The organism is Massilia soli (genome assembly GCF_016809835.1).
In the GTDB taxonomy this organism is placed as follows: Bacteria; Pseudomonadota; Gammaproteobacteria; order Burkholderiales; family Burkholderiaceae_D; genus Telluria_A; species Telluria_A soli.
In genome coordinates this window covers 437325-461623 of sequence record NZ_JAFBIL020000005.1, presented here as the reverse complement: position 1 = coordinate 461623, position 24299 = coordinate 437325, and the positions used below count along the sequence as shown (strand labels likewise).

Below are 24299 nucleotides of genomic sequence, written 5' to 3'. Positions count from 1 at the left end.
GACCACTGTAGAACGCTGCACGAGGAGAACACATGAGTTGGTTAGAAAAACTGCTACCCCCGCGGATTCAGCGCTCCGATGCCGCTGCGCGCAAAACCATGCCGGAAGGCCTCTGGGTGAAGTGTCCGTCGTGTGAAGCGGTTCTCTACCGCACCGACCTTGAATCAAACCTGCATGTATGCCCAAAATGCAGCCACCACATGCGCATCCGCGCCCGCGAGCGTCTCGATGCGCTGCTCGACGAGGGTGGCCGCTATGAAATCGGCCAGGAGACCCTGCCGGTCGACACGCTCAAGTTCAAGGACAGCAAGAAATACCCTGACCGCCTGAAAGCGGCCATGGAAGCGACCGGCGAGACCGATGCGCTGATCGTGCTGGGCGGCTCCATCATGAGCTTGCCGGTGGTCGTGGCCTGCTTCGAATTCGAGTTCATGGGCGGCTCGATGGGTTCGGTGGTCGGCGAGCGCTTCGTGCGCGGCGCCCAGATTGCGCTGGAACAGAAAGTACCGTTCATCTGCATTACCGCCACCGGCGGTGCGCGCATGCAGGAAGGCTTGCTGTCGCTGATGCAGATGGCGAAAACCACCTCGATGCTGACCAAGCTGTCGGAAAAGAAGCTGCCGTTCATCAGCGTGCTGACCGATCCGACCATGGGCGGCGTGTCCGCGTCGTTCGCCTTCATGGGCGACGTCGTGATCGCCGAGCCAAAAGCGCTGATCGGCTTTGCCGGTCCGCGCGTGATCGAAAACACCGTACGCGAGAAGCTGCCTGAAGGCTTCCAGCGCGCCGAGTTCCTGGTCACCAAGGGCGCCGTCGACATGATCGTCGACCGCCGCAAAATGCGTGAAGAAATCGCCCGCCTGCTGGCACTGCTGCAGAACCAGGCGGTCGAAGTCATCGCAGAATAACTCGTTCCATCAGGCCGCGCGCAGTTGCTGCGCGCGCGCCGCCACCGAAGTACATCCCATGCCAAACCTCCCGACCACATTGCCTGCCTGGCTTGCGCTGCTCGAGTCGCGCCACGCCGAAGTCCACATCGACATGGGCCTGGACCGGGTGCGCGCGGTCAAGGAGCGCATGGCGCTTGCCTTCGATTGCCCGGTGATCATGGTCGCCGGCACCAACGGCAAGGGCTCGACCTGCGCGATGCTCGAATCGATCCTGCTGCGCGCCGGGTACAAGGTTGGCCTGTACATCAAGCCGCACTTCCTCGACTTTAACGAGCGCGCCCGGATTGGCGGCGAACTGGCGTCCGACGAGGCGCTGGTGGCCAGCTTCAACGCCGTCGAAGCCCAGCGCGGCGACGCGGCGCTGACCTACTTCGAGTTCACCACGCTGGCGATCATGCACCTGCTGGCCGGGTCAGGCATCGATGTCGCGATCCTCGAAGTGGGCCTGGGCGGACGCCTCGACGCGGTCAACGTGATCGACGCCGACGTGGCCATCGTCACATCGGTCGACATCGACCACACCGACTACCTGGGCGACACGCGCGAGAAGATCGGTTTCGAAAAGGCCGGCATCTTCCGGCCCGGTAAAGCGGCCATCTGCAGCGATCCGGTACCGCCTGCCTCGCTGGTGGCGCATGCCGAAGCGATTCAAGCGGACCTGTGGCTGCTGGGGCGCGACTTCAACTACTCGGGCGACAAGCAGCAGTGGAACTACGGCGGCCGCGGCCAGCGCCGCAACTCGCTCGGCTACCCGAGCCTGCGCGGGGCCAACCAGCTGCTCAACGCCTCGGCCGCGCTGGCGGCGCTGGAAGTGCTGCGCCTCGAACTGCCGGTCGGCGCGCAGGAAGTGCGCACTGGCCTGGTGCTGGTCGAGCTGCCGGGCCGCTTCCAGGTGCTGCCGGGACGCCCGACCGTGATCCTCGACGTGGCGCACAACCCGCATGCCGCGTCTGCGCTCGGCCAGAACCTCGGCAACATGGGCTTCCATCCGTTCACCTATGCGGTGTTCGGCATCATGGAAGACAAGGACATCGACGGCGTGGTTGCGCCGATGGCCGAATTTGTCGACCACTGGTGCGTGGCGGACCTGCCATCGCCGCGGTCGGCGTCTGCCGGCAAGCTGGCCGCCAAGCTGGACGCGCTGCGGCCAGCCGACGCCAAAGATGGCGATTTTTCGGTCAGCGCCTTTGCCGATCCGGGCGCCGCTTTCGCGAATGCGATGAGCCGGGCCGGGGAGAATGATAGAATTGTGGTCTTTGGCTCGTTTTACACCGTCGCTGGCGTAATGGCAGCCCGAAAATCCTCAAACACTGACAAATAAACGCATGGGCTTGTTCTCGAATTCCGGTAAAAACAAGCAAGAGACCACTGCAGAAGAGAGTGGTTTTTACACCTCGCCAGACGACGCAGCCGGCGCGGAAGCGCGCTCCAAGCGCGCCTCGAGCGCTGGCGCGCCAGCGCCGCGGCGCGCGCGCGCCAAGGCCGGCGCCGATCCGATCCTCCCAGAGAAAAAGCGTGCCCGGCGCCGCCTGGTCGGCGCCATCGCGCTGGCGCTGGCCGTCGCCGTCGGCTTGCCGATGCTGCTCGACTCCGAGCCGAAACCACTGTCGTCCGATATCGATATCCGCATCCCGTCCAAGGAGCGCGTGGTCGCCGCGGCCCCGGTAGCGCCATCGGCCGCGCTCGACGAGCGCGAAGAGATCGTCGAAACGCCGGCGGCGGCAGCGCCGCGCGAGGTCGCGACGGTCGATGTGGCCACGCCCAAGCCGGCCCTGAAGATGGTGCCAAAGGAAGACAAGTCTGCCGAAGCCAAGGTGGCAGCGCCGCCCAAGCCGGTCGAGAAGCCAGCCGAGAAGCCGGCCGACAAGGTAGTGGCCAAAAAAGTCGAGGAAAAGCCGGTCCCGGCCGAAGCCGCGCGGGCGATCGCGATTCTGGAAGACAAGCCGGTTGACGCGGCAGGCCAGAAGTTCGTGGTGCAGGTCGCCTCGCTGGCCAGCCAGGAAAAGGTCGACGAACTGCGCGCCAGGCTGCGCGCCGAGGGGATCAATTCGTTCACCCAGAAGGTGAAGACCAAAGAGGGCGAACTGATTCGCGTGCGCGTCGGACCGTCGAGCAAGGAAGATGCCGACAAGACGCGCGCGAAGCTAAGCAAGCTCGGTCTTGGCGGCAGCGTGGTTCCGGCCTGATGGCTTAGCGCGGACGGAAGCAGCGCGTGACGCTTTTTGATTATTTGGTGTTGTTCGTGCTGGCTGCCTCGGTTGTCATCAGCACCTTGCGCGGCCTGGTCAAGGAAATCCTGTCGCTGGTGAGCTGGGTGACCGCGTTTGTGGTCGCCAATGCCTACGGCGCGCAACTGGCGCCGATGCTGCCGTCGATGATTCCCGGGGAGGCGGTGCGCCTGATGGTGGCGTTCGTCGCCTTGTTCCTCGGCGTGCGCATCCTGATGGGCCTGTTCACGATGGCGGTCGATGCGCTGGTCAAGGCGTCCGGCCTGAGCATCGCCGACCGCGGCCTTGGCGGCCTGTTCGGTTTGGCGCGGGGCATTGTAATCGTGCTAGCCGGCGTCATATTGTGCGGCATGACATCGATTCCCCAGCAGGCGTTCTGGAAGGACGCCTTGCTCAGCCCGATGGCTGAAACCGGCGCCCGTACTGTCCGGCCTTTCCTGCCAGGCTCACTCGCACAACACGTTAAGTTTTGAAATTTTTAAAATCCAGCAAGTCCAGTCTTTAGGAGCGCACCATGTGTGGCATCGTCGGCGTCGTCTCGAATAATCCCGTCAACCAGCTGTTGTATGACGCGTTGCTGCTGTTGCAGCACCGCGGCCAGGACGCAGCCGGTATCGCAACCAATCACAGCAGCATGTTTTCCATGCACAAGGCAAACGGCCTCGTGCGTGACGTTTTCCGCACGCGCAACATGCGTTCGCTGCAGGGCAATTCCGGTATCGGCCACTGCCGCTATCCGACCGCAGGCTCGTCCAGCGAAGAGGAAGCGCAGCCGTTCTACGTCAATGCGCCGTTCGGCATCACGCTGGCGCACAACGGCAACCTGACCAACCAGGAGCAGCTCAAGTCCGAGATGTTCCGCAATGACCGCCGCCACATCAACACCGACTCCGATTCGGAAGTCCTGCTCAACGTGCTGGCCCACGAGATCCAGGAAAGCACCACCGGCCTGGCGCTCGATCCCGACTCGGTGTTCAAGGCCGTCGCCGCGGTGCACCGCCGCGTGCGCGGCGCCTACGCGGTCGTCGCCCAGATCGCCGGCCACGGCTTGCTGGCATTCCGCGACCCGTTCGGCATCCGTCCGCTGTGCGTCGGCATCAATGAAACCGACAACGGCACCGAGTACCTGGTGGCCAGCGAATCGGTGGCCCTCGAAGGCATGGGCTTTACCTTCTTGCGCGATGTCGCCCCGGGCGAAGCGCTGTTCATCGACATGGACGGCAAGCTGCACGAGCGCCAATGCGCCGACAATCCGTCGCTCAACCCGTGCGCGTTCGAATACGTGTACCTCGCGCGTCCGGACTCGATCCTCGACGGCGCGTCGGTCTACGCCACCCGCCTCAAGATGGGCGAATACCTGGCCGAGAAAGTGCGCGCCCAGTTCACCGCGGGCGATATCGATGTGGTGATGCCGATTCCCGATTCGTCGCGGCCGGCGGCGATCCAGCTGGCGCTCAAGCTCGGCGTCGAATACCGCGAAGGCTTCATCAAGAATCGCTACATCGGCCGTACCTTCCTGATGCCTGGGCAGGCGATCCGCCGCAAGTCGGTGCGCCAGAAGCTCAACGCGATTACCGCCGAATTCAAGGGCAAGAACGTGCTGCTGGTCGACGACTCGATCGTGCGCGGCACCACCAGCCGTGAAATCGTGCAGATGGCGCGCGAAGCCGGCGCCCGCAATGTGTACTTTGCCTCGGCCGCGCCGCCGGTGCTGTTCCCGAACGTGTACGGCATCGACATGCCGACCCGCGACGAACTGATCGCCTACGGCCGCAGCAACGAGGAGATCTGCCGCGAGATCACCGCCGACGCGCTGGTGTACCAGGACGTCGATGCGCTCAAGCGTTCGATCTCGGACGTCAATCCGGCGCTGCAAAGCTTCGAAGCGTCCTGCTTCGATGGCGTGTACGTGACCGGCGACGTGACCCCGGAGTACCTCGACCGCCTGGAGTTCGCGCGCCACAATCCGAAGGCCGCCGTTGAAGAAGACGCAGCCCGCACGCGCCTGAACCTGAACCTCGCGACCAGCGAGTAATCGCGCCGCATCCCGGCGGTCCTGCGCCGCCGGGCTTCACCTCATCGATCATGAGCGACAAGAAGAACTACGGCTTTACCACCACCATCCTGCACAACGATCGCCGCAAGGGGATCGAGCACGGTTCCTTGCACAAGCCGGTGCACACCTCCGTCACCTTCGGCTACGACGACGCGCGCCAGCTGGCCGCCGTCTTCCAGGGCAAGGAGCCGGGCTTCCGCTACGGCCGCCAGGGCAACCCGACCATCTCTGCGCTGGAAGACAAGATCACCCGCATGGAAGACGGCGTCGGCACCCTGTGCTTCGCTACCGGCATGGGTGCGATTGGCGCGCTTTTCCAGGCGCTGCTGCGCGCCGGCGACCATGTGGTGTCTTCAAGCTTTTTATTCGGGAATACCAACAGCCTGTGGCAGACCACGGCAGGGCAGGGCATCGCGGTCGATTTCGTCGATGCGACCGATGTGGCGAACGTTGAAGCGGCGCTCACGCCCGCCACGCGCATCGTGTTCGTCGAGACCATCGCCAACCCGCGCACCCAGGTCGCCGACCTGGCGCGCATCGGCAAGCTGTGCGCGCAGCGCGGCATCTTGTACGTGGTCGACAACACGATGACGACGCCCTATCTGTTCCGCCCGAAGTCGGTGGGCGCGGGCCTGGTGGTCAATTCGCTGACCAAGTCGATCGGCGGACACGGCAACGCGCTGGGCGGCAGCCTGACCGATACCGGCGCCTACGACTGGAGCAACTACCCGCACATCGCGGCCAATTACAAGCGCGCCGCCCCCGCCCAGTGGGGCCTGGCGCAGCTGCGCGCCAAGGCGCTGCGCGACTTCGGCGCTTCGCTGGGGCCGGAAGCGGCGCACCACATCGCGGTCGGCGCCGAAACGCTGGCCCTGCGCATGGAGCGCACCTGCGCCAACGCGCTGGCGCTGGCGCGGATGCTCGAGGCCGACGAACGCGTCGCCGCGGTCCACTATCCCGGGCTGGCATCGCATCCGCAGCACGCCATCGCCACGGAGCTGTTCAAGTCGTACGGCTCGCTGTTCAGCTTCGAGCTGAAAGACGGCATCGACTGTTTCGATTACCTGAATCGCTTGACCATCGCAGTATCGGCCAGCAACCTGGGCGATACGCGAACGCTGGTGATCCCGGTATCCCACACGATCTTCTTCGAGATGGGCGCCGAGCGCCGCGCCAGCATGGGGATCGCCGAGTCGCTGATCCGGGTGTCGGTGGGCATCGAAGACACGGCGGATTTGCTGGCGGACTTCAGAGGCGCATTGTAAATACTTGGAAACCTAGTATTTTTGCTAGGTGATGTTCCACAGCGCGAGACCGGGCGTATGATCAGGTTTTCAACTTTTTGATGAGACCGATCATGCGTGCCTTCATACTCGCTGTCGCACTGTCGCTTCCCGGCGCCGCGTTCGCGGATGACCTGCTTGACGCCAACAAGGCGCTGGTTGCCAAATCGTACCCGCAAGCGTTGCAGCTCTATACCAAGCTGGCTGCCGCCGGCAATGCGGAGGCGCGCTTCCGGCTCGGCGAGATGTACTGGTACGGCCAGGGGGTTCCCGCCGACAGCGCCAAGGGCGACGCCCTGTTTGCGCAAGCAGCCGCCGCGGGTATTGCGGACGCCAGGACCGCCATGGCGCGCACCGGGCTGCGCGCGCAACGCAGTGCCGAGATCGCCTACTGGACCGACAAATATGACGGTGCCGACCTGACGTCCGGCAAGTACCGTTGCGAGCGCCCGGCCATGCCGGCCATGTCCAAGTCCAACAGCGAGATCGCCGCGACAAGCGCGGCCTATAACGCCTGGACCGCCTGCTACAACGGCATGATCGCCAATCTGTCCGATGCGATGCCGCCGGGTAAGCGCATTCCTGCCGATATCATCGACCTGATGACCGAAGCCGAATTCGACAAGGCCCGAACCCACCTGGACCGCGTGTACGCCCGGGTTGCCGATACCGCCCAGGCCGGCGCAGCCGAGATGGTCGCTCAGCACGGCGCGTGGGAAAAATCGACGGTGACCTTCGTCGCCGACAAGAACCGCCTGCTCAGTGTGCGCAGCAAGATGGAGAAAGAGCAGCTTGAGCTGCGGATGCATCAATTGGCAGGGCGCCAGACGGAAGCCAATCCGCCGCGCGACAGCGCGCCGCCGCCACGGCCGCGAGCCGTAGGCAAGTAACAGCGGCTTGGCGCCATGCGCCAAGCCGATGGATGGTTGTGGAAATTCCAGTTATGATCTGGGATTCTCCATGACCATCCAGGCGCGACAATGAAGAAATACCTGTTCGTTCTCTCCCTCCTGATCTGCGGCGCCGCGCTGGCCGACCCGATCGGCGACGCCAATGCGCTGTTCGCCAAAAAGTCCTATCCGCAAGCCATGCAGGCGTACACCAAACTCGCCAATGCTGGCAATGCGGAAGCGCAGTTGCACCTTGGCGAAATGTATCTGTACGGCGAAGCAGGGGTCATCGACCTCGAGAAGGCCGAGGGGTGGTTCAAGAAATCAGCCGCCAAGGGCAACAAGACCGCGATCGCCGCGCTGGAGATGATGAAGCGGCGCGAAACGCGCCGCGCCGACATCGCGTACTGGATCTCGACCTACGATGGGTCCGACCTGAAGGCGGGCAAGTATCGCTGCGTGGCGCCGCGCATCCCGGCGATGTCGAAGCAGAACGACGAGATCGAAGCGGTGAGTGCGAAGGTGTCTGCGTGGCAGGAGTGCTACAACGGCTACGTGCAGCATCTGAATAATTCGTCGCCGCTGACCAAGCTGATCCCGAAAGACATCGCCGACCTGCTGACCAAGGACGAAAGCGAACAGGCCAACAAGCACCTGGCGCGGGTGCTGGCGAACCTGTCTGAAGAAGCGCGGGTGTCGTCGAAGCTGGTGCTGGCTGACTTTGCCGTGTGGCGCGATGCCACCGACAAATATGTCACCGAGCATAACCAGATGGTGAAGTCGGCAAAGAGCCGCTGAGGCGGCAGTGGGTTCCCGCTTGCGCGGGAACGACCGGCACGTTTTAGTGCCAGGTCCGCATCAGGCCAACCGCCAGGCCTTCGAGCGCGAAGTCGTCTTCCGACGGATCGACGCGGATCACCTTGAAATCGGGATTCTCAGGGAACAATTCGATCAGGTCGCCGGTCTTCTTGTAGCGCTTGACCGTCACTTCCTGTCCCAGGCGGGCGACCACGATCTGGCCGTTCTTCGCGCTGTCGATCTTTTTGACCGCCAATAAATCGCCATCCATGATGCCGGCGTCGCGCATCGACTCGCCGCGCACTTTCAGCAGGAAATCGGGCTTGGCCGAAAACATCGCCGGATCGACGCTGTAGGTGGCTTCGACATGTTCCTGCGCGAGGATGGGCGAGCCGGCGGCGACACGGCCAACCAGCGGCAGCGACATCATCAGCGCGGCCGGCACGACCGGCATCGCTTCGACGCTGGCGCCAACCAGGCGGATGCCGCGCGAGGTGCCCGGCGAAATCTCGATGGCGCCCTTGCGCGCCAGCGCCTGCAGGTGTTCCTCGGCCGCGTTGGCGGACTTGAATCCCAGTTCATTGGCGATTTCGGCGCGGGTCGGAGGGAAGCCGGTGTTTTCGATCGCGTCCCTGATCAGGTTCAGGATTTGTTCTTGCCGCGGAGTGAGCTTTAGCATGGCTGTTGGGTGCTGGGTGGATGATCAGCCTGTATTTTTGTACAGTATTTCGCCTAATGCAAGTAAAAGTTGAATTTTCTCGCTGAACTGCACTCTAAGCGCTGCAGGAAGCGCCATGAACGACGCAGGGGGATTGCCCATTGCGCCATTTCCGGTTTATAATAGCCGGCTATTTCCCTTCCCACACTCGTCTTGACGCCGAGGTGGGCACTTGTTTAAACGTCCTTAAGGAGTTATGCATGCGTCATTATGAAATCGTTTTTATCGTCCACCCGGACCAAAGCGAGCAAGTCCCGGCGATGATCGAACGTTACAAGGCCAGCGTCACCGCACGCGGCGGTAACATTCACCGCGTCGAAGACTGGGGCCGTCGCCAGATGGCTTACTCGATCCAGAAGCTGCCAAAAGCGCACTACATCTGCATGAATATCGAATGCGACAACGAGACCCTGGTGGAACTCGAAACCGCGTTCAAATTCAATGATGCCGTGCTGCGTCACCTCACCGTTAAGATGAAGAAGGCTGAAACCGCGCCGTCGCCGATGATGAAGTCGGTACAACGTGAAGACGCAGCCAAGAGCCACCGTGCAGAAGCTCCGGCACCAGCCGCAGCGCCTGCTCCAGCAGCATCGGCTGCCGCTCCAGCTACAGCGGCTTAATTCTTTGCACGGAAACGTGAACGCGAACTTGATTGCACCTCGGTGAATCAACTTCAGGTAGTAGCCCAGATTATCGAGCGCGACGTATTGCGCTATACCCCGGCCGGCGTGCCGATCGTGTCCGCCACCTTGCTGCACAGTTCGCAGCAGATGGAAGCAGGGGTAGCCAGGTTGACCGAGTTTGAAATTGCCGCGCTTGCCGCGGGCGAAATTTCAGGCCGCTTCAGCCAGGCCGAGTTAGGGGCGGTGCACCAGTTCACAGGTTTCCTCGCCAAGAAGAACCGCAATAGCAAAAGCCTGGTGTTTCACATCATTGATTTCAGTGCCACCGCCTAAGCGGAGCACATTTTAGATACAGGAGCCTCAAATGGCATTCGGTAAAAAATTCGACAAGAACAAAGCAAAGCTTAAAGAAAAGCGTAAACAGCAAAACCCACTGTTCAAGCGTAAGAAGTTCTGCCGCTTCACCGCAGCGAACGTTGAACAAGTCGACTACAAAGACGTCGACACGCTGAAAGACTTCGTCCAGGAAAACGGCAAGATCATGCCAGCACGCCTGACCGGCACCAAGGCGCACTACCAGCGCCAGGTGGACACCGCCATCAAGCGCGCGCGTTACCTCGCGCTGCTGCCATACACCGATCTGCACCACGCTTAATCGCTGGCAGAATAACTGGAGAGAACTATGCAAATCATTCTGTTGGAAAAAGTTGTTAACGTCGGCAACCTGGGCGACGTGGTCAAAGTTAAAGACGGTTACGCACGTAACTTCCTGATCCCGCAACGTATGGCTCGCCGCGCTACCGCTGCAGCTGTTGCGGAATTCGAAGTCAAGCGCGCCGAACTGGAAAAAGCAGCAGCTGCAAAGCTGGCCGCTTCCCAGGCCCAAGGCGACAAGCTGAGCGGCATGACCATCTCGATCTCGCAAAAAGCGGGCGTCGATGGCCGTCTGTTCGGTTCGGTCACCAACTTCGACATCGCTGAAGCGCTGACCAAGCAAGGTTTCGCTGTAGAGAAGTCGCAAGTGCGCCTGCCTACCGGCCCGCTGAAGACCACTGGCGAGCACCCAGTAGCAGTGCAGCTGCACACCGACGTGGTTTCTGAAATCACCATCGCTGTTGTTGGCGAAGCTGCTTAAGCAGTAGCATTTCGGCAGGGGAGGCGATTGCCTTTCCTACCACCAAAAAGCCGGGCTTGCCCGGCTTTTTTATCGCCTGAACCCCGCCATTTCTTGCAGTCTGTCTATGCGAAAAAGGTATAATGCGCGCCATGAATGTCCCTTCCGATCCGCAACTAGAATCCCTCCGCATCCCGCCCCACTCGATCGAGGCCGAGCAATCGGTGATCGGTGGCTTGTTGCGCGATAACGCTGCGTTCGACCGCATTGCGGACATGATGCATGCCGATGACTTTTACCGCTACGACCACCGGATCATCTTCGAGCAGGTCGTCAAGCTGATCAACGGCTCGCGCCCGGCCGACGTCATCACCGTGTTCGAGGCGCTGAGCACGATCGGCAAGGCCGAGGAAGTCGGCGGCCTGCAGTACCTGAACGCGATGGCGCAAAATACGCCGTCGGCGGCGAATATCCGCCGCTACGCCGAGATCGTGCGCGACCGCGGCATCCTGCGCAAGCTGATCACCGTGGCCGACGAAATCCAGGGCCAGGCGTTCAACCCGCAGGGCAAGGAAGTCAAGCAGATGCTCGACGAGGCCGAATCGAAGATCTTCGCGATCGCCGAACAGGGTTCGCGCGGCAGCGCCGGCTGGGTGCCGGTACAGCCGCTGCTGACCCAGGTGGTCGAGCGCATCGACGAGTTGTACAGCCGTGACAACCAGAGCGAGATCACCGGCGTGCCGACCGGGTTCATCGACCTCGACCGCATGACCTCGGGCCTGCAGCCGGGCGACCTGGTGATCGTCGCCGGCCGCCCATCGATGGGCAAGACCGCGTTCTCGGTCAACATCGGCGAGAACGTGGCGATCGAAGCCGGCCTGCCGGTGGCGATCTTCTCGATGGAGATGGGCGGCACCCAGCTGGCCATGCGTATGCTAGGTTCGGTCGGCCAGCTCGACCAGCACCGCCTGCGCACCGGCCGCCTGAACGACGAAGACTGGCCGCGCCTGACCCATGCGATCCAGAAGATGAACGAAGCGCAGCTGTACATCGACGAGACGCCGGCGCTGAACCCGATCGAGATGCGCGCGCGCTCGCGCCGCCTGTCGCGCCAGTGCGGCAAGCTTGGCCTGATCATCGTCGACTACCTGCAGCTGATGACCGGGTCGACCCAGGGCGACAACCGCGCCTCCGAGATCTCGGAGATTTCGCGAAGCCTGAAGGGCCTGGCCAAGGAGCTGCACTGCCCGGTGATCGCGCTGTCGCAGCTGAACCGCTCGCTGGAGCAGCGTCCCAACAAGCGTCCGGTCATGTCCGACTTGCGCGAATCGGGCGCGATCGAGCAGGATGCCGACGTCATCATCTTCCTGTACCGCGACGAGGTCTACAACCCCGACTCGCCCGACAAGGGCACCGCCGAGATCATCATCGGCAAGCAGCGTAACGGCCCGATCGGCGCCGTGCGCCTGACCTGGATTGGCCAGTACACCAAATTTGGCAACTACAGCGGAAACCTCGCCCTTTACCAGGGCGACTAAAAATATCACAAGCCGCCAGCCGCAGCGGCATCATGAGAAGCATCTACGATTTAACGGAGAAATCTATGTTCGGACGTTTAATGCCCACCGAGGGCAAGTTCTTTGACCTGTTCAACCAGCACGCCGCTCTGTGCGTGAAGGGTGCGCATGAAATGGTTGGCTTGATGACCAACTTCGACGACCTCGAAATGCGTACCCACGCGATCGAAGGCATCGAGAAGGAAGCCGACAAGGTCACCTATGCTTGCGTCGACATGCTGCACAAGACCTTCATCACGCCGATCGACCGCGACGACATCCACAAGCTGATCACGCGCATGGACGACATCCTCGACCTGATGGAAGACGCGGCCCAGACCGTGTCGCTGTACGACCTGAAGGCGGTCACGCCGGAAGCCAAGCGCCTGGCCGAGCTGTCGCTGGCCTGCTGCGAAAAAGTGCAGGCGGCCGTCGGCCTGCTGCATAACATGGACAACTCGCACAAGATCGTCGCCATCTGCGAAGAGATCGACCGCCTCGAGTCGGACGCCGACCACGTGATGCGCGCCGCGATGTCCAAGCTGTTCCGCGACGAGCCGGACGTGCGCAACCTGATCAAGCTGAAGGCAATCTACGAAATCCTCGAGACCGTGACCGACCGTTGCGAAGACGTGGCCAACATCATTGAAGGCATCATCGTCGAAAACGCATAAGACGCGTCAACGTCCGGGAAAAGATAAAACATGAACAATGTAGAAATCAGCATTTACGTGCTTGGCATGTTGATCGCGCTTGCGCTGGTGTTCGACTTCATGAACGGCTTCCATGATGCCGCGAATGCGATCGCTACCGTCGTATCGACTGGCGTCCTGAAGCCGCAAACCGCGGTGGCGATGGCAGCCTTCTTTAACTTCGTCGCCATTTTCGTGGTTGGCCTGAAGGTCGCCAGTGCGATTGGCAAAGGCACCATCGATCCGATGGTGGTCGACCATTACGTCATTTTCGGGGCCCTGGTCGGGGCCATCGTCTGGAACGTCATCACCTGGTACTACGGCATTCCATCGTCGTCCTCGCACGCGCTGATCGGCGGCCTGGTTGGCGCGGCTGTCGCCAAGGCAGGTACCGGCGCGCTGATCGCCGGCGGCCTGATCAAGACCGTCATGTTCATCGTGATCGCGCCGATGCTCGGCTTCGCGCTGGGGGCCATCATCATGCTGATTGTGTCGTGGCTGTTCGTCAAATCGACGCCGCGCAAGGTCGACACCTGGTTCCGCCGCCTGCAACTGGCTTCGGCCGCGGCGTACAGCCTGGGCCACGGCGGTAACGATGCGCAAAAGACGCTGGGTATCATCTGGATGCTGCTGATCGCATCGGGCAACCTGGCAGCTGACGCGACCGAGCCTCCGAAGTGGGCGATCATCTCCTGCTACGCGATGATCAGTTTCGGTACGCTGTTCGGCGGCTGGCGCATCGTCAAGACGATGGGCCAGAAGATCACCAAGCTCAAACCGGTAGGCGGCTTCTGCGCCGAAACCGGCGGCGCGATCACCTTGCTGATGTCAAGCTTCTGGGGCGTCCCGGTCTCGACCACCCACACCATCACCGGCGCGATCGTCGGCGTGGGTGCATCGCAGAAGATGTCGGCGGTGCGCTGGGGCGTGGCCGGCAACATCGTCTGGGCATGGGTCTTCACGATCCCGGCGTCGGCCTTCATGGCGGCGGTGGCCTGGTGGATCGGCACCAAGATCATGTAAGCATCGCAGCTGCAAAAAAACCGCCCTTATCGGGCGGTTTTTTTTTGCGCCGTCAGCGGCAGTGATGGAGGGCGGCGCCGCGCCCGCGGGCATCCCGATTGCGCTAAACGACCGCCTCGCGCGCGGTCACCTCGACTTCGAGGCCTTCATAGGCCAGCACCACGTTGAGCCCATCCGGCAGCGGCGCGTGGCGCTTGAGCGCGTCGGCGAACGCCGCTTCGAGTTCGTCGTCGCCACGGGTCGGTTCGTGGTGGGTGCAGTACAGCGTGCGCGCGCCCACCCGCTTTGCGGTTGCCAGCGCCGCGTCGAAGGTGCCGTGGCCCCAGCCGCGCTTGGACGGGTATTCGGAAATGGTATACGAGCAGTCCATGATCAGGGCGTCGACGCCGGCCATGGCCTGGTCGATCTCGATCTGACGCGTTTCCATCCAGGCCTGGTGCGGGGCGTGGCGCGGGTCCTCCGCGGGGTACTCGTTATAGAACGGCTCATGATCGCCGGTGAAAAACACCGACTTGCCGTTGCATGTAATGCGGTAGCCAAGGTTGGTGACCGGGTGGTTCATCACCACGTTGCCGACTACCGCGTCGCCCAGGCTGATTGGCACGCCGGCGGTGAGGGTCTGGTATTCGATGGTGGCGTCCATCTGGGTTTCGCTGACCGGGAAGTAGCTGTTCTGGAGCTGCACGCTCATCACGTGTTCGATCCCGTTGCCGGTGACCGGATCGACGGCGCCATGCAGGCGCACCCGGTTACCGCGAATGAACAGCGGGGCGAAGAAGGGCAGGCCGTGGATGTGGTCCCAGTGGCTGTGGGTGATGAAAATGTTGGCCTGTACCGGCAAACGGGTGAGCAGGTTTTGGGCCAGCGCGAACAGCCCGGTGCCGCCATCGAGGATGATCAGCGTGCCGTCATCGGTGCATACTTCGATGCACGTCGTGTTACCACCATACCTGACAGTACGCGGACCCGGCGACGGTATCGAACCGCGCACCCCCCAGAAGCGGAATTTCATGTAAGACTCCCCAACAGAACCGACCGATATGTTTCGGTCTCGACAACGCCGATCGGGACCTCCCGTCGGCTACCAGATGCAGGCGCGCACTCGCCTTGCATATAGTTGCAATTTAGACTGATCATAGCCGTTTTAACACACCGCCGCCCTAATTTTCGCCGCGGGATGTACAGCAGCCTACGCTAACGCTACACTGTATCCTTGCGCCTGGGCAAGTTTTTCTTCCGCCCGTCGCACCCTGAACACAGACAGGCTGTCCAATTATGCACGAGCTCACCCAGACACAAATCGCGCAGCGGCTCGACCAGCGGACAGAATGGCGTGTCGCGCCCGGCGCCAGCCCGGACGTCGTCGCGCTGCGCGACCGCATTCAACGCGATTGCGCCATCTCGATCAATGACAGCGTGGGGCTGTGCCAGGGAGGCGCGAACGCCGGCCTGCCAAGCAACCCGGCGCTAGCCGCATGGGGTCGGAGCGACCAAATCGACGAGACGAGCATCCCGGGATACGCGGCATGAGCCGCTGGCGCAGCCGGCTGCTTCCCAGGTATGGTGCGCGCTGGACCCTCGGGCTGCTGCTGACGCTGGCGGCGGCGCTGCACGTGTGGGCGTTCTATGACAGCGACGCGGTCGAGCGCCTCGAAGGGTTTTTGTCGGGCCTGCGCATGCGGGTCGAACAGCCGGTGCTCGACCCGCGCATCGTCATCGTCGACATCGACGAAAAAAGCCTGGCACAGGTGGGCCGCTTTCCGTGGAGCCGCGACATCCAGGCCGACCTGGTCACCCGGCTGACGAAACACTACCAGGCCGCCACGATCGGCTTCGATATCTCGTTCCCCGAGGCCGACAATTCATCCGGCTACAAGGTGCTGGAAAAGCTGTCGCGCGACGAGCTCAAGGACGTGCCGGGCCTGAAGTCGCAGCTGGCGCTGCTCGAAGAGCGCATGGATTACGACGGCCTGTTCGCCAGGGCGATGCAAGGGCAGCCGGTGGTGCTCGGGTACAGCGTGTCGGAGCGCCATACCAAGGGCATGCTGCCGGCGCCGGCGTTCACCGTCGACCAGCTCGACGGCCGCGAAGTCGCCGCCTACGAGCCCGATGGCTACGAAGCCAATATCGCGCGCCTGCAGCAAGCCGCGCGCGGCGCCGGCATCTTTACGGCGCTGACCGACGCCGATGGCGTGATCCGTTCATCCACGCTGCTGCAGCGGATCGGCAACGGCTACTATCCGTCGCTGTCGCTGGCCACTGCCGCGGTGTACCTGAATGCCAGCGCGATCACGCCGGTATTCGCCCAGGGCGGCCTCGACGAAATCGTCCTGTTCACGCCCGCGCGCGCGGTGGCCGTCCCGGTCGGGTACGGCCTGGTGACGACGGTGCAGTTCCGCGGCAAGGGCGGCCCCGGCGGCGGCGCGTTCCGCTATGTGCCGGCGGTCGATGTGCTGACCGGCGCGGCCGATGCCGCGCTACTGAAGGGCGCGATCGTCCTGGTCGGCACCACCGCGCCGGGACTGAAGGATATCCGCGTGACGCCCGTGAACGCCGAATATCCCGGCGTTGAAGTGCATGCGAACCTGATCAAGTCGATCCTCGACGGCCGCTTCAAGTCGCGTCCCGACTTTGCGCTGGCGATCGAATTCCTGCAGGTGCTGGGCATCGGCCTGGCTTTGACCTTCGCGCTGGCGGTGCTGTCGCCGCTCAAGTCGATCGTGCTTGCCAGCGCGGCGTTGTGCGCCGCCGCGCTGTTCAACTACTGGATGTACGCGTCGCAGGACATTGTGCTCAATGGCGCTTCGCTGATGCTGCTGATCATTGCGCTGTTCCTTGTGAACCTCGTCTGGGGCTACTTCTTCGAGGTGCGCAAAGGGAAGGCGCTGGTGTCGCGCTTCGGCGAGTACGTCGCGCCCGAGCTGGTGGCCGAGATGGCGGAAGATCCCGGCAAGTACAACATGGACGGCGACAGCCGGATACTGAGCGTGATGTTTGCCGACGTGCGCGGTTTCACCACCATTTCGGAAGGGCTGGCGCCAAAGGAGCTGCGCGAGTACATCAACCTCTACCTGACCGCGATGTCCGAAGACATCCGCGACAGCCACCGGGGAACGCTCGACAAATATATCGGCGACGCGGTGATGGCGTTCTGGGGCGCGCCGGTGCATTTCCCCGACCACGCCAGCCGCGCGGTGGCGACAGCCTTGCAGATGCAGGCCAGCGCCGCGCGCCTGAATCAACAATTCGTCGCGCGCGGCTGGCCGGCGCTGCGCATCGGTATCGGCGTCAACACCGGCTTGATGCACGTCGGCGACATGGGCTCGGCGATCCGCCGCGCGTACACGGTCATGGGCGACGCGGTGAACCTGGCGGCCCGGCTGGAGGGGGTGACCAAGCTGTATGGCGCCGATATCGCGGTGGGCGAGGCCACCCGCACAGCGGCGCCTGAGTTCCTGTACCGCGAGCTTGACCGGGTGCGCGTCAAGGGAAAGAACGAACCGGTGGCGCTGTTCGAACCGGTCGTCCGGCGCGACGCGGCCGAGGGCGCCATCGTCGAGGAAGTGGCGCAATGGGACCAGGCGCTGGCCATGTTCCGCGCGCGCGACTGGGATTCCGCTGAAGCCGCCATCGGGCAGTTGTTCGCCCGGCGGCCGCTCGGCCTGTACCGCTTGTATCTCGACCGGATCGCGCAGTTCCGGCGCGACCCGCCAGGCGCCAACTGGGATGGCGTGACCAATTTCGACACGAAGTAGTTTGGATGATAATAAAACGTTGTTATCAGGCAACGTCGCGCGGGACCCTAAGCGAGGCCGTTGAACAAGCAGGCATATATTTTCTCCATTGCAACATAAACGGTCTAAACTAAAAGGTGAAGAAGTCTCGCCGACCCTTGTGCGGATGAGGACACACCACCTTTTTGTCGAGCCCCACCATGAGTTTACGATTTGCGCGCCTGTTTGCAGGTTCGGTCCTCGCCGTCGCTGCCAGCGCCGCCTGGGGTGCCGGGCAAGAGCCTGAAGCACCCATCCGTTTCGACATCAGCGGTTTCTCCGTCAGCGGCAACAGCCTGCTGCCGGCCCCGGAAGTCGAGGCCGCGCTGGCGCCGTTCGCCGGCAAGAACCGCGACTTCGGCGACGTCCAGCGCGCGCTCGAGGCGCTTGAGGGAGCCTTCCACGCGCGCGGCTACAAAGTCGTCACGGTGCAGTTGCCGGAGCAGGAGCTCGGCGGCGGCGTGGTGCGGCTGGACGTGGTGGCGCCGACAATCGGCCAGGTCCGGGTACGCGGCAACAAGTTCGTCGACGAGGCCAACATCCGCCGCAGCATGCCTTCGCTGGCCAGCGGGCGCACCCCGAACCTGGACCAGGTATCTGCCAACCTGAAGCTGGCAAACGAACACCCGTCGCGCAAGATCAACCTGCAGCTGCAGACCGGCGAGAAAGACGATGTGGTCGACGCCAACCTCGATGTGGCCGATGAAAAAGCGTGGCGCGCCATGCTCAACCTCGATAACTCGGGCAATAGCCAGACCGGCAAGACCCAGGCAGGGCTGATTCTGCAGCACGCCAACCTGTGGGGCCGCGACCACCTCGGCAGCATCCAGTACACCACCACCGTCGAACATCCCGACCAGGTCAGCGTCTACGGCCTCGGTTACCACATTCCCTTGTACGCGCTGGGCGCGTCGGTGGACCTGTTCGCCAGCTATTCGAACGTCGACTCCGGCGTGGTCAGCGCCGGCCTGTTCGACCTGGGCGTGAGCGGCAAGGGCGCCACCTTCGGCGCACGTTACAACCATGTGCTGGCGCGCCGCGGATCGCTGGAGCCGCGCCTGGTGTATGGCCTCGACATCAAGGCTTACAAAAACGACGTGCTGTTCGCCGGGCAGAACTTCGGCAACGATGTCACGGTCCGTCCGATCAGCGTGGCATTTACCGGCAACGTCGCGCTGGACGGCGACGCCCAGGCCGGCTTCTCGGTGGCCGCCGTGCAGAACATCGCTGGCGGCAGCCGCGGAGGGGCGATCGACTTCGAGCGCGCCCGCGCCGGCGCCGACGACAGCTACCGCATGCTGCGGGTATCGGGCGCTTACTCGCGCATGGTGCTGCAGGACTGGCAGCTGCGCGTGCTGTTCAACGGCCAGTGGACCAATGACGCGCTGGTATCGGGCGAGCAGTTCGGCGCCGGTGGCAATGCCTCGGTGCGCGGGTTCGACGAGCGCGTGCTGTCGGCCGACTCGGGCGCGTTCGCCAACCTTGAGCTGTACTCGCCGAACTTCTGCGGAGCGGGGCGCTGGCAGTGCCGCGCCGTGGCGTTCTACGACGCGGCCTACGGTGAGCGCAACAAGGCGCTGCCGGGTGAACTCGATAGCACCAGCATCGCCAGCACCGGGCTTGGGCTGCGCGTGGCGATGGGTACCAGCATGAACATGCAGCTCGATTACGGCCATGTGGCCCGGTCGGGCGCTGTCGACGCCAGCGGCAGCAACAAGCTTCACGTCCGCGTAGGAATTGCCTACTAAGGTAAGGAACAGATCATGAACAATAATATGAAGCGACATCTCATTGCCGCGCTGCTGGCCGGCTGCTTTGGCAGCGCCCAGGCCGCACCGACGCTGCCGCAGGTTGTCAGCGGCCAGGCGACCTTCGGCCAGCAGGGTAATGTGTTCACGATTACGAACACGCCGAACGCAATCATCAACTGGCAGTCGTTCTCGGTCAAGCCGGGCGAAGTCACCCGCTTTGTCCAGCAGAGCGCGGACAGCGCGGTGTTGAACCGGATCACAGGCCAGGACCCGAGCCAGATACTCGGCGCGCTGCAGTCGAACGGCCAGGTGTTCCTGCTTAACCCGAACGGCATCATGTTCGGACGCGATGCGCGCATCGACGTCAACGGTCTGACGGCATCGACCCTCAATCTGTCGGATGCCGACTTCCTGTCCGGGCGCCGCAACTTCAGCGCCGGCGCGGCGGCGGGAAAGCTTGTCAACCAGGGCGCCATCACCACGCCGCACGGCGGCAAGGTCTACCTGATCGCGGCGAATGTCGAAAACAGCGGCATCATCAACGCGCCGAACGGCGAGATCGTGCTGGCCGCCGGCCACTCGGTGCAGCTGGTCGATAGCGCCAACCCCGACCTGCGCGTGAGCGTTTCGGCGCCTTCCGGCGAAGCGGTCAACCTCGGCCAGGTGGTCGCGCAGGGCGGCCAGATCGGCATCTACGGCGCGCTTGTGCGCCAGCGCGGCGTGGTCAACGCCAATAGCGCGGTACGAGGCGCCGACGGCAGGATCACCCTCAAAGCCAGCGGCGACACGCTGCTCGAAGCGGGCAGCGTCACCAGCGCCACCGGTGCCGGCAAGGGCGGCAGCGTCCAGGTGCTGGGCGAGCGCGTTGCGCTGACCGGCGACGCCCGCATCGAGGCCAGCGGCGAGCATGGCGGCGGCACGGTACTGGTGGGCGGCGACTTCCAGGGCAAGAATGCGCTGGTGCCGAACGCGCGCCAGGCATGGGTTGGCAAGGACGCCAGCATTCGTGCCGATGCCGGCACCTCGGGCGACGGCGGCAAGGTGATTGTCTGGTCGGACGGCGCTACGCGCGCTTTCGGCGCCATCTCGGCGCGCGGCGGCGCGGCTGGCGGCAACGGCGGCCTGGTCGAAACCTCGGGCCACTACCTCGATGTCAGCGGCGCGCGGGTCGACGCGGGAGCTGTCAAAGGCAGCATCGGCAGCTGGCTGCTTGATCCGCTCAATATCATCGTCGACATCGGCGGCACCGACGCGCTGTCGGACGCCGACACGTTCGCCGAGAATTCGGACCAGACCACGCGCATCGCGCCGTCCCTGATCAACAGCGCGACCACCAGGGTGATTCTGCAGGCGACCAACAACATCGACTTCAACAGCGCCATTTCGATCGCCTCGGGCGCCGGTTCGCTGCGCGCCGAAGCAGGCAACGCAATCAACATCAATGCGCCGATATCGGCCAACGGCGGCACCCTCGACTTCCGCGCGGCGAACAGCCTGACCCTCGCCGGCGGCGCGTCGCTGGACACCTCGGGCTACATCGACATCCAGACCGATAACATCGTCATCGGCGGGACCATCGGCAGCGCCGCTACCCGGCCGAACGTGTCGTTCACGCCGTTCTCCGCCGACCGCGGCATGCGCATCTCGAACAGCAAAACCGGCAGCGAGCTGGCGTTGTCGCCCGCTGAGCTGAACCGTATCACCGGCTTTGGCATCAACATCGGCAGCAGCGCCAATTCTGGCGATATCACCGTCGCCGCCAATTACACCGCCGATGCCGGCAAGACGCCGAACCTGGTGCTGGCGACCAGCGGCAGCATCGTCGTGGAAGGCGGCATCGACCTGTCGAATCACGCCGACAGCCACGTGCAGCTCGGCCGCTACGGCAGCGGCTTCGGAAGCGGCAAGATCGAAGTGATCGAAACGGGCGTCATCAAGTCGAATTCGATCCTGGCCCGTTCCGACAAGCTGGTCCTGAGCGGCGCGCTCGATGCGGGCGCTGACGGCAGCATCACGGTCATGCCGCACAACGCAGGCACGATGATCGCATTGGGCGGCAGCGCTTACGATGAGTCGGGCCTGCTGGGACTGTCGAACACGGAGCTGGGCAACATGATCGCCGGGGCGGTGACGATCGGCGGCAACGACGGCCAGTCGGGCCGCCTGGCGGTGACCGGCGAAGCGAATTTCGCCAACGCCGGCAAGGTGGTGCTTGATGCGGGCGAGGGCAACCTGGATATCGACGCGGCGCTCACGTCCAATGGCAAGCTGACGCTCAATTCGGCCAACCAGATTACGCAAGGCGGCGACGGCTTCATCGCCGCATCCTGGGTTGAGGCGCGCGGCAGCCTGGTTGACCTGGCGCTGGCAAATTCGGTCGGCATGGTGGGTGGCCGAGCCAGCAGCGGCGTTTTCCACTTCGGCGCGGCCGGCGACCTGACAGTTTCCGGCACCACGACGGGCGGCGGCGACATCGTGCTTGATGCCGCCGGCAAGCTGACGATCGACAAGACCGTCAGTGCGGGCGCGGGCACGGTAGAGCTGACTGGCGAGGGAATTGTATCGAGCGACTCAGGATCGGTCAGCGCGGGCAGCGTGCGCCTCGCTTCGACAGCCGGCGTCGGCGCCAACAGCGCGGCGTTCAAGCTGCGCACCGGTTCGCTGACGGTGGATAACCACGATGCCGGCGCCAGCGCCATCAACATCGCCAATACCGGCGCCCTGGTGCTGGGAAGAGTGCAGCAGACGGCGCCTGGCAGCAGCGGCGCTGTCCGTATTGCGAACGTCGGCGCAGTGACGATACCGGCAACCGATCCCTTCGAGCCAGATGCGCGCGCGCGCGTGCGCTCGGGCGCCGGCGCGATCACCCTGACCAGCACTGGCGCGATGACGATTGACGGCAGCGTTGAATCGCAGGCGGGCAATATCGCCCTTGAAGCGGGTAACGGCGCGTTGTTGAAAGTGGGCAGCACCGGCATCGTGAGCACGGACGCAGGAAATATCGCGCTCAAAGGCCGCCGCGTCAGCAACGGCGGATCGGTCACCGCGCCCGCCGGCAGCGTCAGCACCAGCGAGACGGCGCCGCCGGTACAACCTCCGGTCGAGCCGCCAAAGCCGCCGAAGCCGCCAGAGCCGCCAGTGCCACCTGTACCGCCGGTGCCACAGGCGCCAACGCTTGGCCAATGTATCGCGGCGCCGGCCACTGCCGGTTGTACGTCGGTACTGCCGTCGATCGCCCAGTGCACCGCCACACCATCGGCCCAGGGCTGCTCGGTGATACTGCCATCGGTAGGGCAGTGCAGTATCTCCCCATCGACGCCGGGCTGCTCTGTCGTGTTGCCTTCGCTGGGCCAGTGCAGCAGCGCGCCAGCCACGCAGGGCTGTTCCGCGGTGTTGCCTTCGTTAAGCCAGTGCGCGGTCGCGCCAACCACGGCAGGCTGTTCGGTCGTGTTGCCGACGCTCACCCAGTGCGTGATCGCGCCATCGACCTTGGGATGCTCTGTGGTATTGCCTTCGCTGAACCAGTGTGTCGCATCGCCATCGATGGCAGGCTGTTCGTCGGTGTTGCCATCGCTGAGCCAGTGTACCGCCGCGCCATCGACCCCGGGCTGTTCGTCGGTGTTGCCGACGCTGGCCCAGTGCAACAGCTCGCCATTCACGCCTGGCTGCTCGTCGGTATTGCCTTCGCTGAGCCAGTGCACCGCGACGCCATCGCAGTCGGGCTGTTCGGTCGTCCTGCCGACGCTGGCGCAATGCGCGGCCAGTCCTGGCCTGCAAGGCTGCACGGTCGTGCTGCCGGCGCCGGATCGCTGCATTGCCGCGCCGGAATCGCCGGGCTGCGCAGCGGTCAACCCGGCGCCGACGGCTAATCCTGGCCAGAATCAGCTGGCGGTGACATTGCAGCAGCAGGTCAGCGTGCAGGCGGTTACCAAGACAACGGTCGCGGAGCCGGCAGGCCCGACTACGGAAGAAAGCAAAAAAACCGATACCGGCAAATCGGAAGCGGCACCACTATTTGGAGCAAAAGATGAGATTCGCAAAAAAACGTACTGTAATTAACGTCCTGCTGTTCTCCGCGATGGTGGCGGTGACGGTGTTGACGTGGGCGGGGCAGGTTGCCGGTACGGTGGTCCACGTGAGCGGGCCGCTGATGGCGAAGAAGGCTGACGGCTCGGTCAAGATCCTGGCACGCAAATCGGAAGTGGAGCAGGGCGACACGCTGGTGGCCGAAAAGAACACCTATGCGCAGATCCGCTTCATCGACAACAGCGAAATCACGCTGCGCCCCGACACCACCTTCAAGATCGAGTCGTTCGCCTACGATGAGGCCAAGCCGGACGCCGACAGCGCCAGCTTCGACCTGGTCAAGGGCGGCCTGCGGTCGGTGACCGGACTGCTCGGCAAGCGCAACAAGCAGAAGTTTTCACTCAAGACGCCGACCGCGACGATCGGCATCCGCGGCACCACATTCATCGCGCAGTACGTCCCGGCCGCCGGGGGCGGCGCTGTGAAAGCGCCGGTGGGGCCGTCGCTGCCGCCCGGCCTGCACGTGTCGGTCACCGATGGCCAGATCGTGATGACAAATCCAGGTGGTTCACTGAATTTCAACGCCGGCCAGTTTGGCTATGTCCGCAATAACATCACTCCGCCGATCATCGTCCCTGTCAATCCTGGGCTGAACTTCACGCCGCCGCCGACGTTCAGCTCCACGAGCGTCGGCACGGGCAATCCAGGCAGCATTCCGACGCGGACGGATGCCGTTGATTGCGAAGTGCGCTGATTAATCGGCGCCCATAAAAAAACCCTGTACGCCTCGCGGCGTACAGGGTTTTTTATTGGCTGGC

22 protein-coding genes are annotated in these 24299 nt (G+C 63.6%); 20 read left to right on the top strand and 2 right to left on the bottom strand.

What is annotated here, in order from left to right:
• Positions 1-32: 32 nt before the first annotated feature.
• The 8 genes from accD to I4X03_RS14860 all read left to right on the top strand — a co-directional run bounded on the left by accD (position 33) and on the right by I4X03_RS14860 (position 8205).
• Entirely contained in the window at positions 33-908 is an 876-nt protein-coding gene (accD, locus tag I4X03_RS14895) for an acetyl-CoA carboxylase, carboxyltransferase subunit beta (protein ID WP_223469018.1), read from the top strand.
• A gap of 58 nt (positions 909-966) precedes the next feature.
• Positions 967-2271, top strand: coding sequence for a bifunctional tetrahydrofolate synthase/dihydrofolate synthase (gene folC / locus I4X03_RS14890; protein ID WP_223469017.1), 1305 nt, complete (start codon positions 967-969; stop codon positions 2269-2271).
• A 4-nt stretch (positions 2272-2275) separates the two neighbouring features.
• Positions 2276-3136 (top strand): SPOR domain-containing protein, encoded by an 861-nt coding sequence (locus I4X03_RS14885; protein WP_223469016.1) that lies wholly within the window; start codon positions 2276-2278, stop codon positions 3134-3136.
• 26 nt (positions 3137-3162) lie between these two features.
• Entirely contained in the window at positions 3163-3651 is a 489-nt protein-coding gene (locus tag I4X03_RS14880; protein ID WP_223469015.1) for a CvpA family protein, read from the top strand.
• Between the two features lie 41 nt (positions 3652-3692).
• Positions 3693-5213 (top strand): amidophosphoribosyltransferase, encoded by a 1521-nt coding sequence (gene purF / locus I4X03_RS14875; protein WP_223469014.1) that lies wholly within the window; start codon positions 3693-3695, stop codon positions 5211-5213.
• A gap of 50 nt (positions 5214-5263) precedes the next feature.
• Positions 5264-6499, top strand: coding sequence for a cystathionine gamma-synthase family protein (locus I4X03_RS14870; protein WP_223469013.1), 1236 nt, complete (start codon positions 5264-5266; stop codon positions 6497-6499).
• Between the two features lie 92 nt (positions 6500-6591).
• The gene (locus I4X03_RS14865) at positions 6592-7407 is read left to right on the top strand and encodes an SEL1-like repeat protein (protein WP_223469012.1); all 816 of its coding nucleotides are present in this window, start codon (positions 6592-6594) and stop codon (positions 7405-7407) included.
• A 90-nt stretch (positions 7408-7497) separates the two neighbouring features.
• The gene (locus I4X03_RS14860; RefSeq protein WP_223469011.1) at positions 7498-8205 is read left to right on the top strand and encodes a tetratricopeptide repeat protein; all 708 of its coding nucleotides are present in this window, start codon (positions 7498-7500) and stop codon (positions 8203-8205) included.
• Between the two features lie 43 nt (positions 8206-8248).
• On the opposite strand, the gene lexA is transcribed toward I4X03_RS14860, so the two are convergent.
• The gene (gene lexA, locus I4X03_RS14855; RefSeq protein ID WP_223469010.1) at positions 8249-8884 is read right to left on the bottom strand and encodes a transcriptional repressor LexA; all 636 of its coding nucleotides are present in this window, start codon (positions 8882-8884) and stop codon (positions 8249-8251) included.
• Between the two features lie 239 nt (positions 8885-9123).
• Here lexA and rpsF point away from each other — a divergent pair, with 239 nt between their 5' ends.
• From rpsF to I4X03_RS14820, 7 genes are all read left to right on the top strand, one after another.
• Positions 9124-9543: a 30S ribosomal protein S6 gene (gene rpsF, locus I4X03_RS14850; RefSeq protein WP_223469009.1), complete on the top strand. Its 420-nt coding sequence runs from the start codon at positions 9124-9126 to the stop codon at positions 9541-9543.
• A 42-nt stretch (positions 9544-9585) separates the two neighbouring features.
• A complete protein-coding gene (priB, locus tag I4X03_RS14845; protein ID WP_223469008.1) occupies positions 9586-9879 on the top strand; it encodes a primosomal replication protein N in 294 nt (97 codons plus the stop codon).
• 31 nt (positions 9880-9910) lie between these two features.
• Complete coding sequence (gene rpsR, locus I4X03_RS14840) at positions 9911-10201, top strand: 30S ribosomal protein S18 (RefSeq protein ID WP_119812411.1); 291 nt, start codon at positions 9911-9913, stop codon at positions 10199-10201.
• Positions 10202-10228: 27 nt separating this feature from the next.
• On the top strand, positions 10229-10681 hold the full coding sequence (gene rplI / locus I4X03_RS14835) for a 50S ribosomal protein L9 (RefSeq protein ID WP_223469007.1): 453 nt from the start codon (positions 10229-10231) through the stop codon (positions 10679-10681).
• A 131-nt stretch (positions 10682-10812) separates the two neighbouring features.
• Positions 10813-12198 (top strand): replicative DNA helicase, encoded by a 1386-nt coding sequence (locus tag I4X03_RS14830; RefSeq protein WP_131427250.1) that lies wholly within the window; start codon positions 10813-10815, stop codon positions 12196-12198.
• A gap of 65 nt (positions 12199-12263) precedes the next feature.
• Positions 12264-12890, top strand: a complete 627-nt coding sequence (locus tag I4X03_RS14825) for a DUF47 domain-containing protein (protein ID WP_223469006.1) — start codon at positions 12264-12266, stop codon at positions 12888-12890.
• Positions 12891-12920: 30 nt separating this feature from the next.
• Positions 12921-13931 (top strand): inorganic phosphate transporter, encoded by a 1011-nt coding sequence (locus I4X03_RS14820; protein ID WP_223469005.1) that lies wholly within the window; start codon positions 12921-12923, stop codon positions 13929-13931.
• A gap of 103 nt (positions 13932-14034) precedes the next feature.
• On the opposite strand, the gene I4X03_RS14815 is transcribed toward I4X03_RS14820, so the two are convergent.
• Positions 14035-14943 carry an MBL fold metallo-hydrolase gene (locus I4X03_RS14815; protein WP_223469004.1) on the bottom strand — a complete coding sequence of 303 codons (909 nt, stop codon included), beginning with the start codon at positions 14941-14943 and terminating at the stop codon, positions 14035-14037.
• A gap of 263 nt (positions 14944-15206) precedes the next feature.
• Here I4X03_RS14815 and I4X03_RS14810 point away from each other — a divergent pair, with 263 nt between their 5' ends.
• From I4X03_RS14810 to I4X03_RS14790, 5 genes are all read left to right on the top strand, one after another.
• A complete protein-coding gene (locus I4X03_RS14810) occupies positions 15207-15461 on the top strand; it encodes a hypothetical protein (protein ID WP_223469003.1) in 255 nt (84 codons plus the stop codon).
• Positions 15458-17686: a CHASE2 domain-containing protein gene (locus I4X03_RS14805; protein WP_223469002.1), complete on the top strand. Its 2229-nt coding sequence runs from the start codon at positions 15458-15460 to the stop codon at positions 17684-17686. Before I4X03_RS14810 ends, I4X03_RS14805 begins: the two co-directional genes overlap by 4 nt.
• 179 nt (positions 17687-17865) lie before the next feature.
• A complete protein-coding gene (locus tag I4X03_RS14800; RefSeq protein ID WP_223469001.1) occupies positions 17866-19452 on the top strand; it encodes a ShlB/FhaC/HecB family hemolysin secretion/activation protein in 1587 nt (528 codons plus the stop codon).
• A 15-nt stretch (positions 19453-19467) separates the two neighbouring features.
• Positions 19468-23514 (top strand): two-partner secretion domain-containing protein, encoded by a 4047-nt coding sequence (locus I4X03_RS14795; RefSeq protein ID WP_223469000.1) that lies wholly within the window; start codon positions 19468-19470, stop codon positions 23512-23514.
• Positions 23483-24235, top strand: coding sequence for a FecR family protein (locus I4X03_RS14790; protein WP_223468999.1), 753 nt, complete (start codon positions 23483-23485; stop codon positions 24233-24235). Before I4X03_RS14795 ends, I4X03_RS14790 begins: the two co-directional genes overlap by 32 nt.
• Positions 24236-24299 lie beyond the last annotated feature (64 nt).

Coding starts and splice junctions, on each gene's coding strand:
- I4X03_RS14820 (WP_223469005.1), top strand. CDS start 12,921: ATGAACAATGTAGAAATCAGCATTTACGTGCTTGGCATGTTGATCGCG.
- I4X03_RS14865 (WP_223469012.1), top strand. CDS start 6,592: ATGCGTGCCTTCATACTCGCTGTCGCACTGTCGCTTCCCGGCGCCGCG.
- I4X03_RS14800 (WP_223469001.1), top strand. CDS start 17,866: ATGAGTTTACGATTTGCGCGCCTGTTTGCAGGTTCGGTCCTCGCCGTC.
- I4X03_RS14805 (WP_223469002.1), top strand. CDS start 15,458: ATGAGCCGCTGGCGCAGCCGGCTGCTTCCCAGGTATGGTGCGCGCTGG.
- accD (WP_223469018.1), top strand. CDS start 33: ATGAGTTGGTTAGAAAAACTGCTACCCCCGCGGATTCAGCGCTCCGAT.
- I4X03_RS14830 (WP_131427250.1), top strand. CDS start 10,813: ATGAATGTCCCTTCCGATCCGCAACTAGAATCCCTCCGCATCCCGCCC.
- I4X03_RS14815 (WP_223469004.1), bottom strand. CDS start 14,943: ATGAAATTCCGCTTCTGGGGGGTGCGCGGTTCGATACCGTCGCCGGGT.
- purF (WP_223469014.1), top strand. CDS start 3,693: ATGTGTGGCATCGTCGGCGTCGTCTCGAATAATCCCGTCAACCAGCTG.
- I4X03_RS14860 (WP_223469011.1), top strand. CDS start 7,498: ATGAAGAAATACCTGTTCGTTCTCTCCCTCCTGATCTGCGGCGCCGCG.
- rplI (WP_223469007.1), top strand. CDS start 10,229: ATGCAAATCATTCTGTTGGAAAAAGTTGTTAACGTCGGCAACCTGGGC.
- rpsF (WP_223469009.1), top strand. CDS start 9,124: ATGCGTCATTATGAAATCGTTTTTATCGTCCACCCGGACCAAAGCGAG.
- I4X03_RS14870 (WP_223469013.1), top strand. CDS start 5,264: ATGAGCGACAAGAAGAACTACGGCTTTACCACCACCATCCTGCACAAC.
- I4X03_RS14885 (WP_223469016.1), top strand. CDS start 2,276: ATGGGCTTGTTCTCGAATTCCGGTAAAAACAAGCAAGAGACCACTGCA.
- I4X03_RS14825 (WP_223469006.1), top strand. CDS start 12,264: ATGTTCGGACGTTTAATGCCCACCGAGGGCAAGTTCTTTGACCTGTTC.
- lexA (WP_223469010.1), bottom strand. CDS start 8,884: ATGCTAAAGCTCACTCCGCGGCAAGAACAAATCCTGAACCTGATCAGG.
- rpsR (WP_119812411.1), top strand. CDS start 9,911: ATGGCATTCGGTAAAAAATTCGACAAGAACAAAGCAAAGCTTAAAGAA.
- I4X03_RS14795 (WP_223469000.1), top strand. CDS start 19,468: ATGAACAATAATATGAAGCGACATCTCATTGCCGCGCTGCTGGCCGGC.
- I4X03_RS14790 (WP_223468999.1), top strand. CDS start 23,483: ATGAGATTCGCAAAAAAACGTACTGTAATTAACGTCCTGCTGTTCTCC.
- I4X03_RS14810 (WP_223469003.1), top strand. CDS start 15,207: ATGCACGAGCTCACCCAGACACAAATCGCGCAGCGGCTCGACCAGCGG.
- folC (WP_223469017.1), top strand. CDS start 967: ATGCCAAACCTCCCGACCACATTGCCTGCCTGGCTTGCGCTGCTCGAG.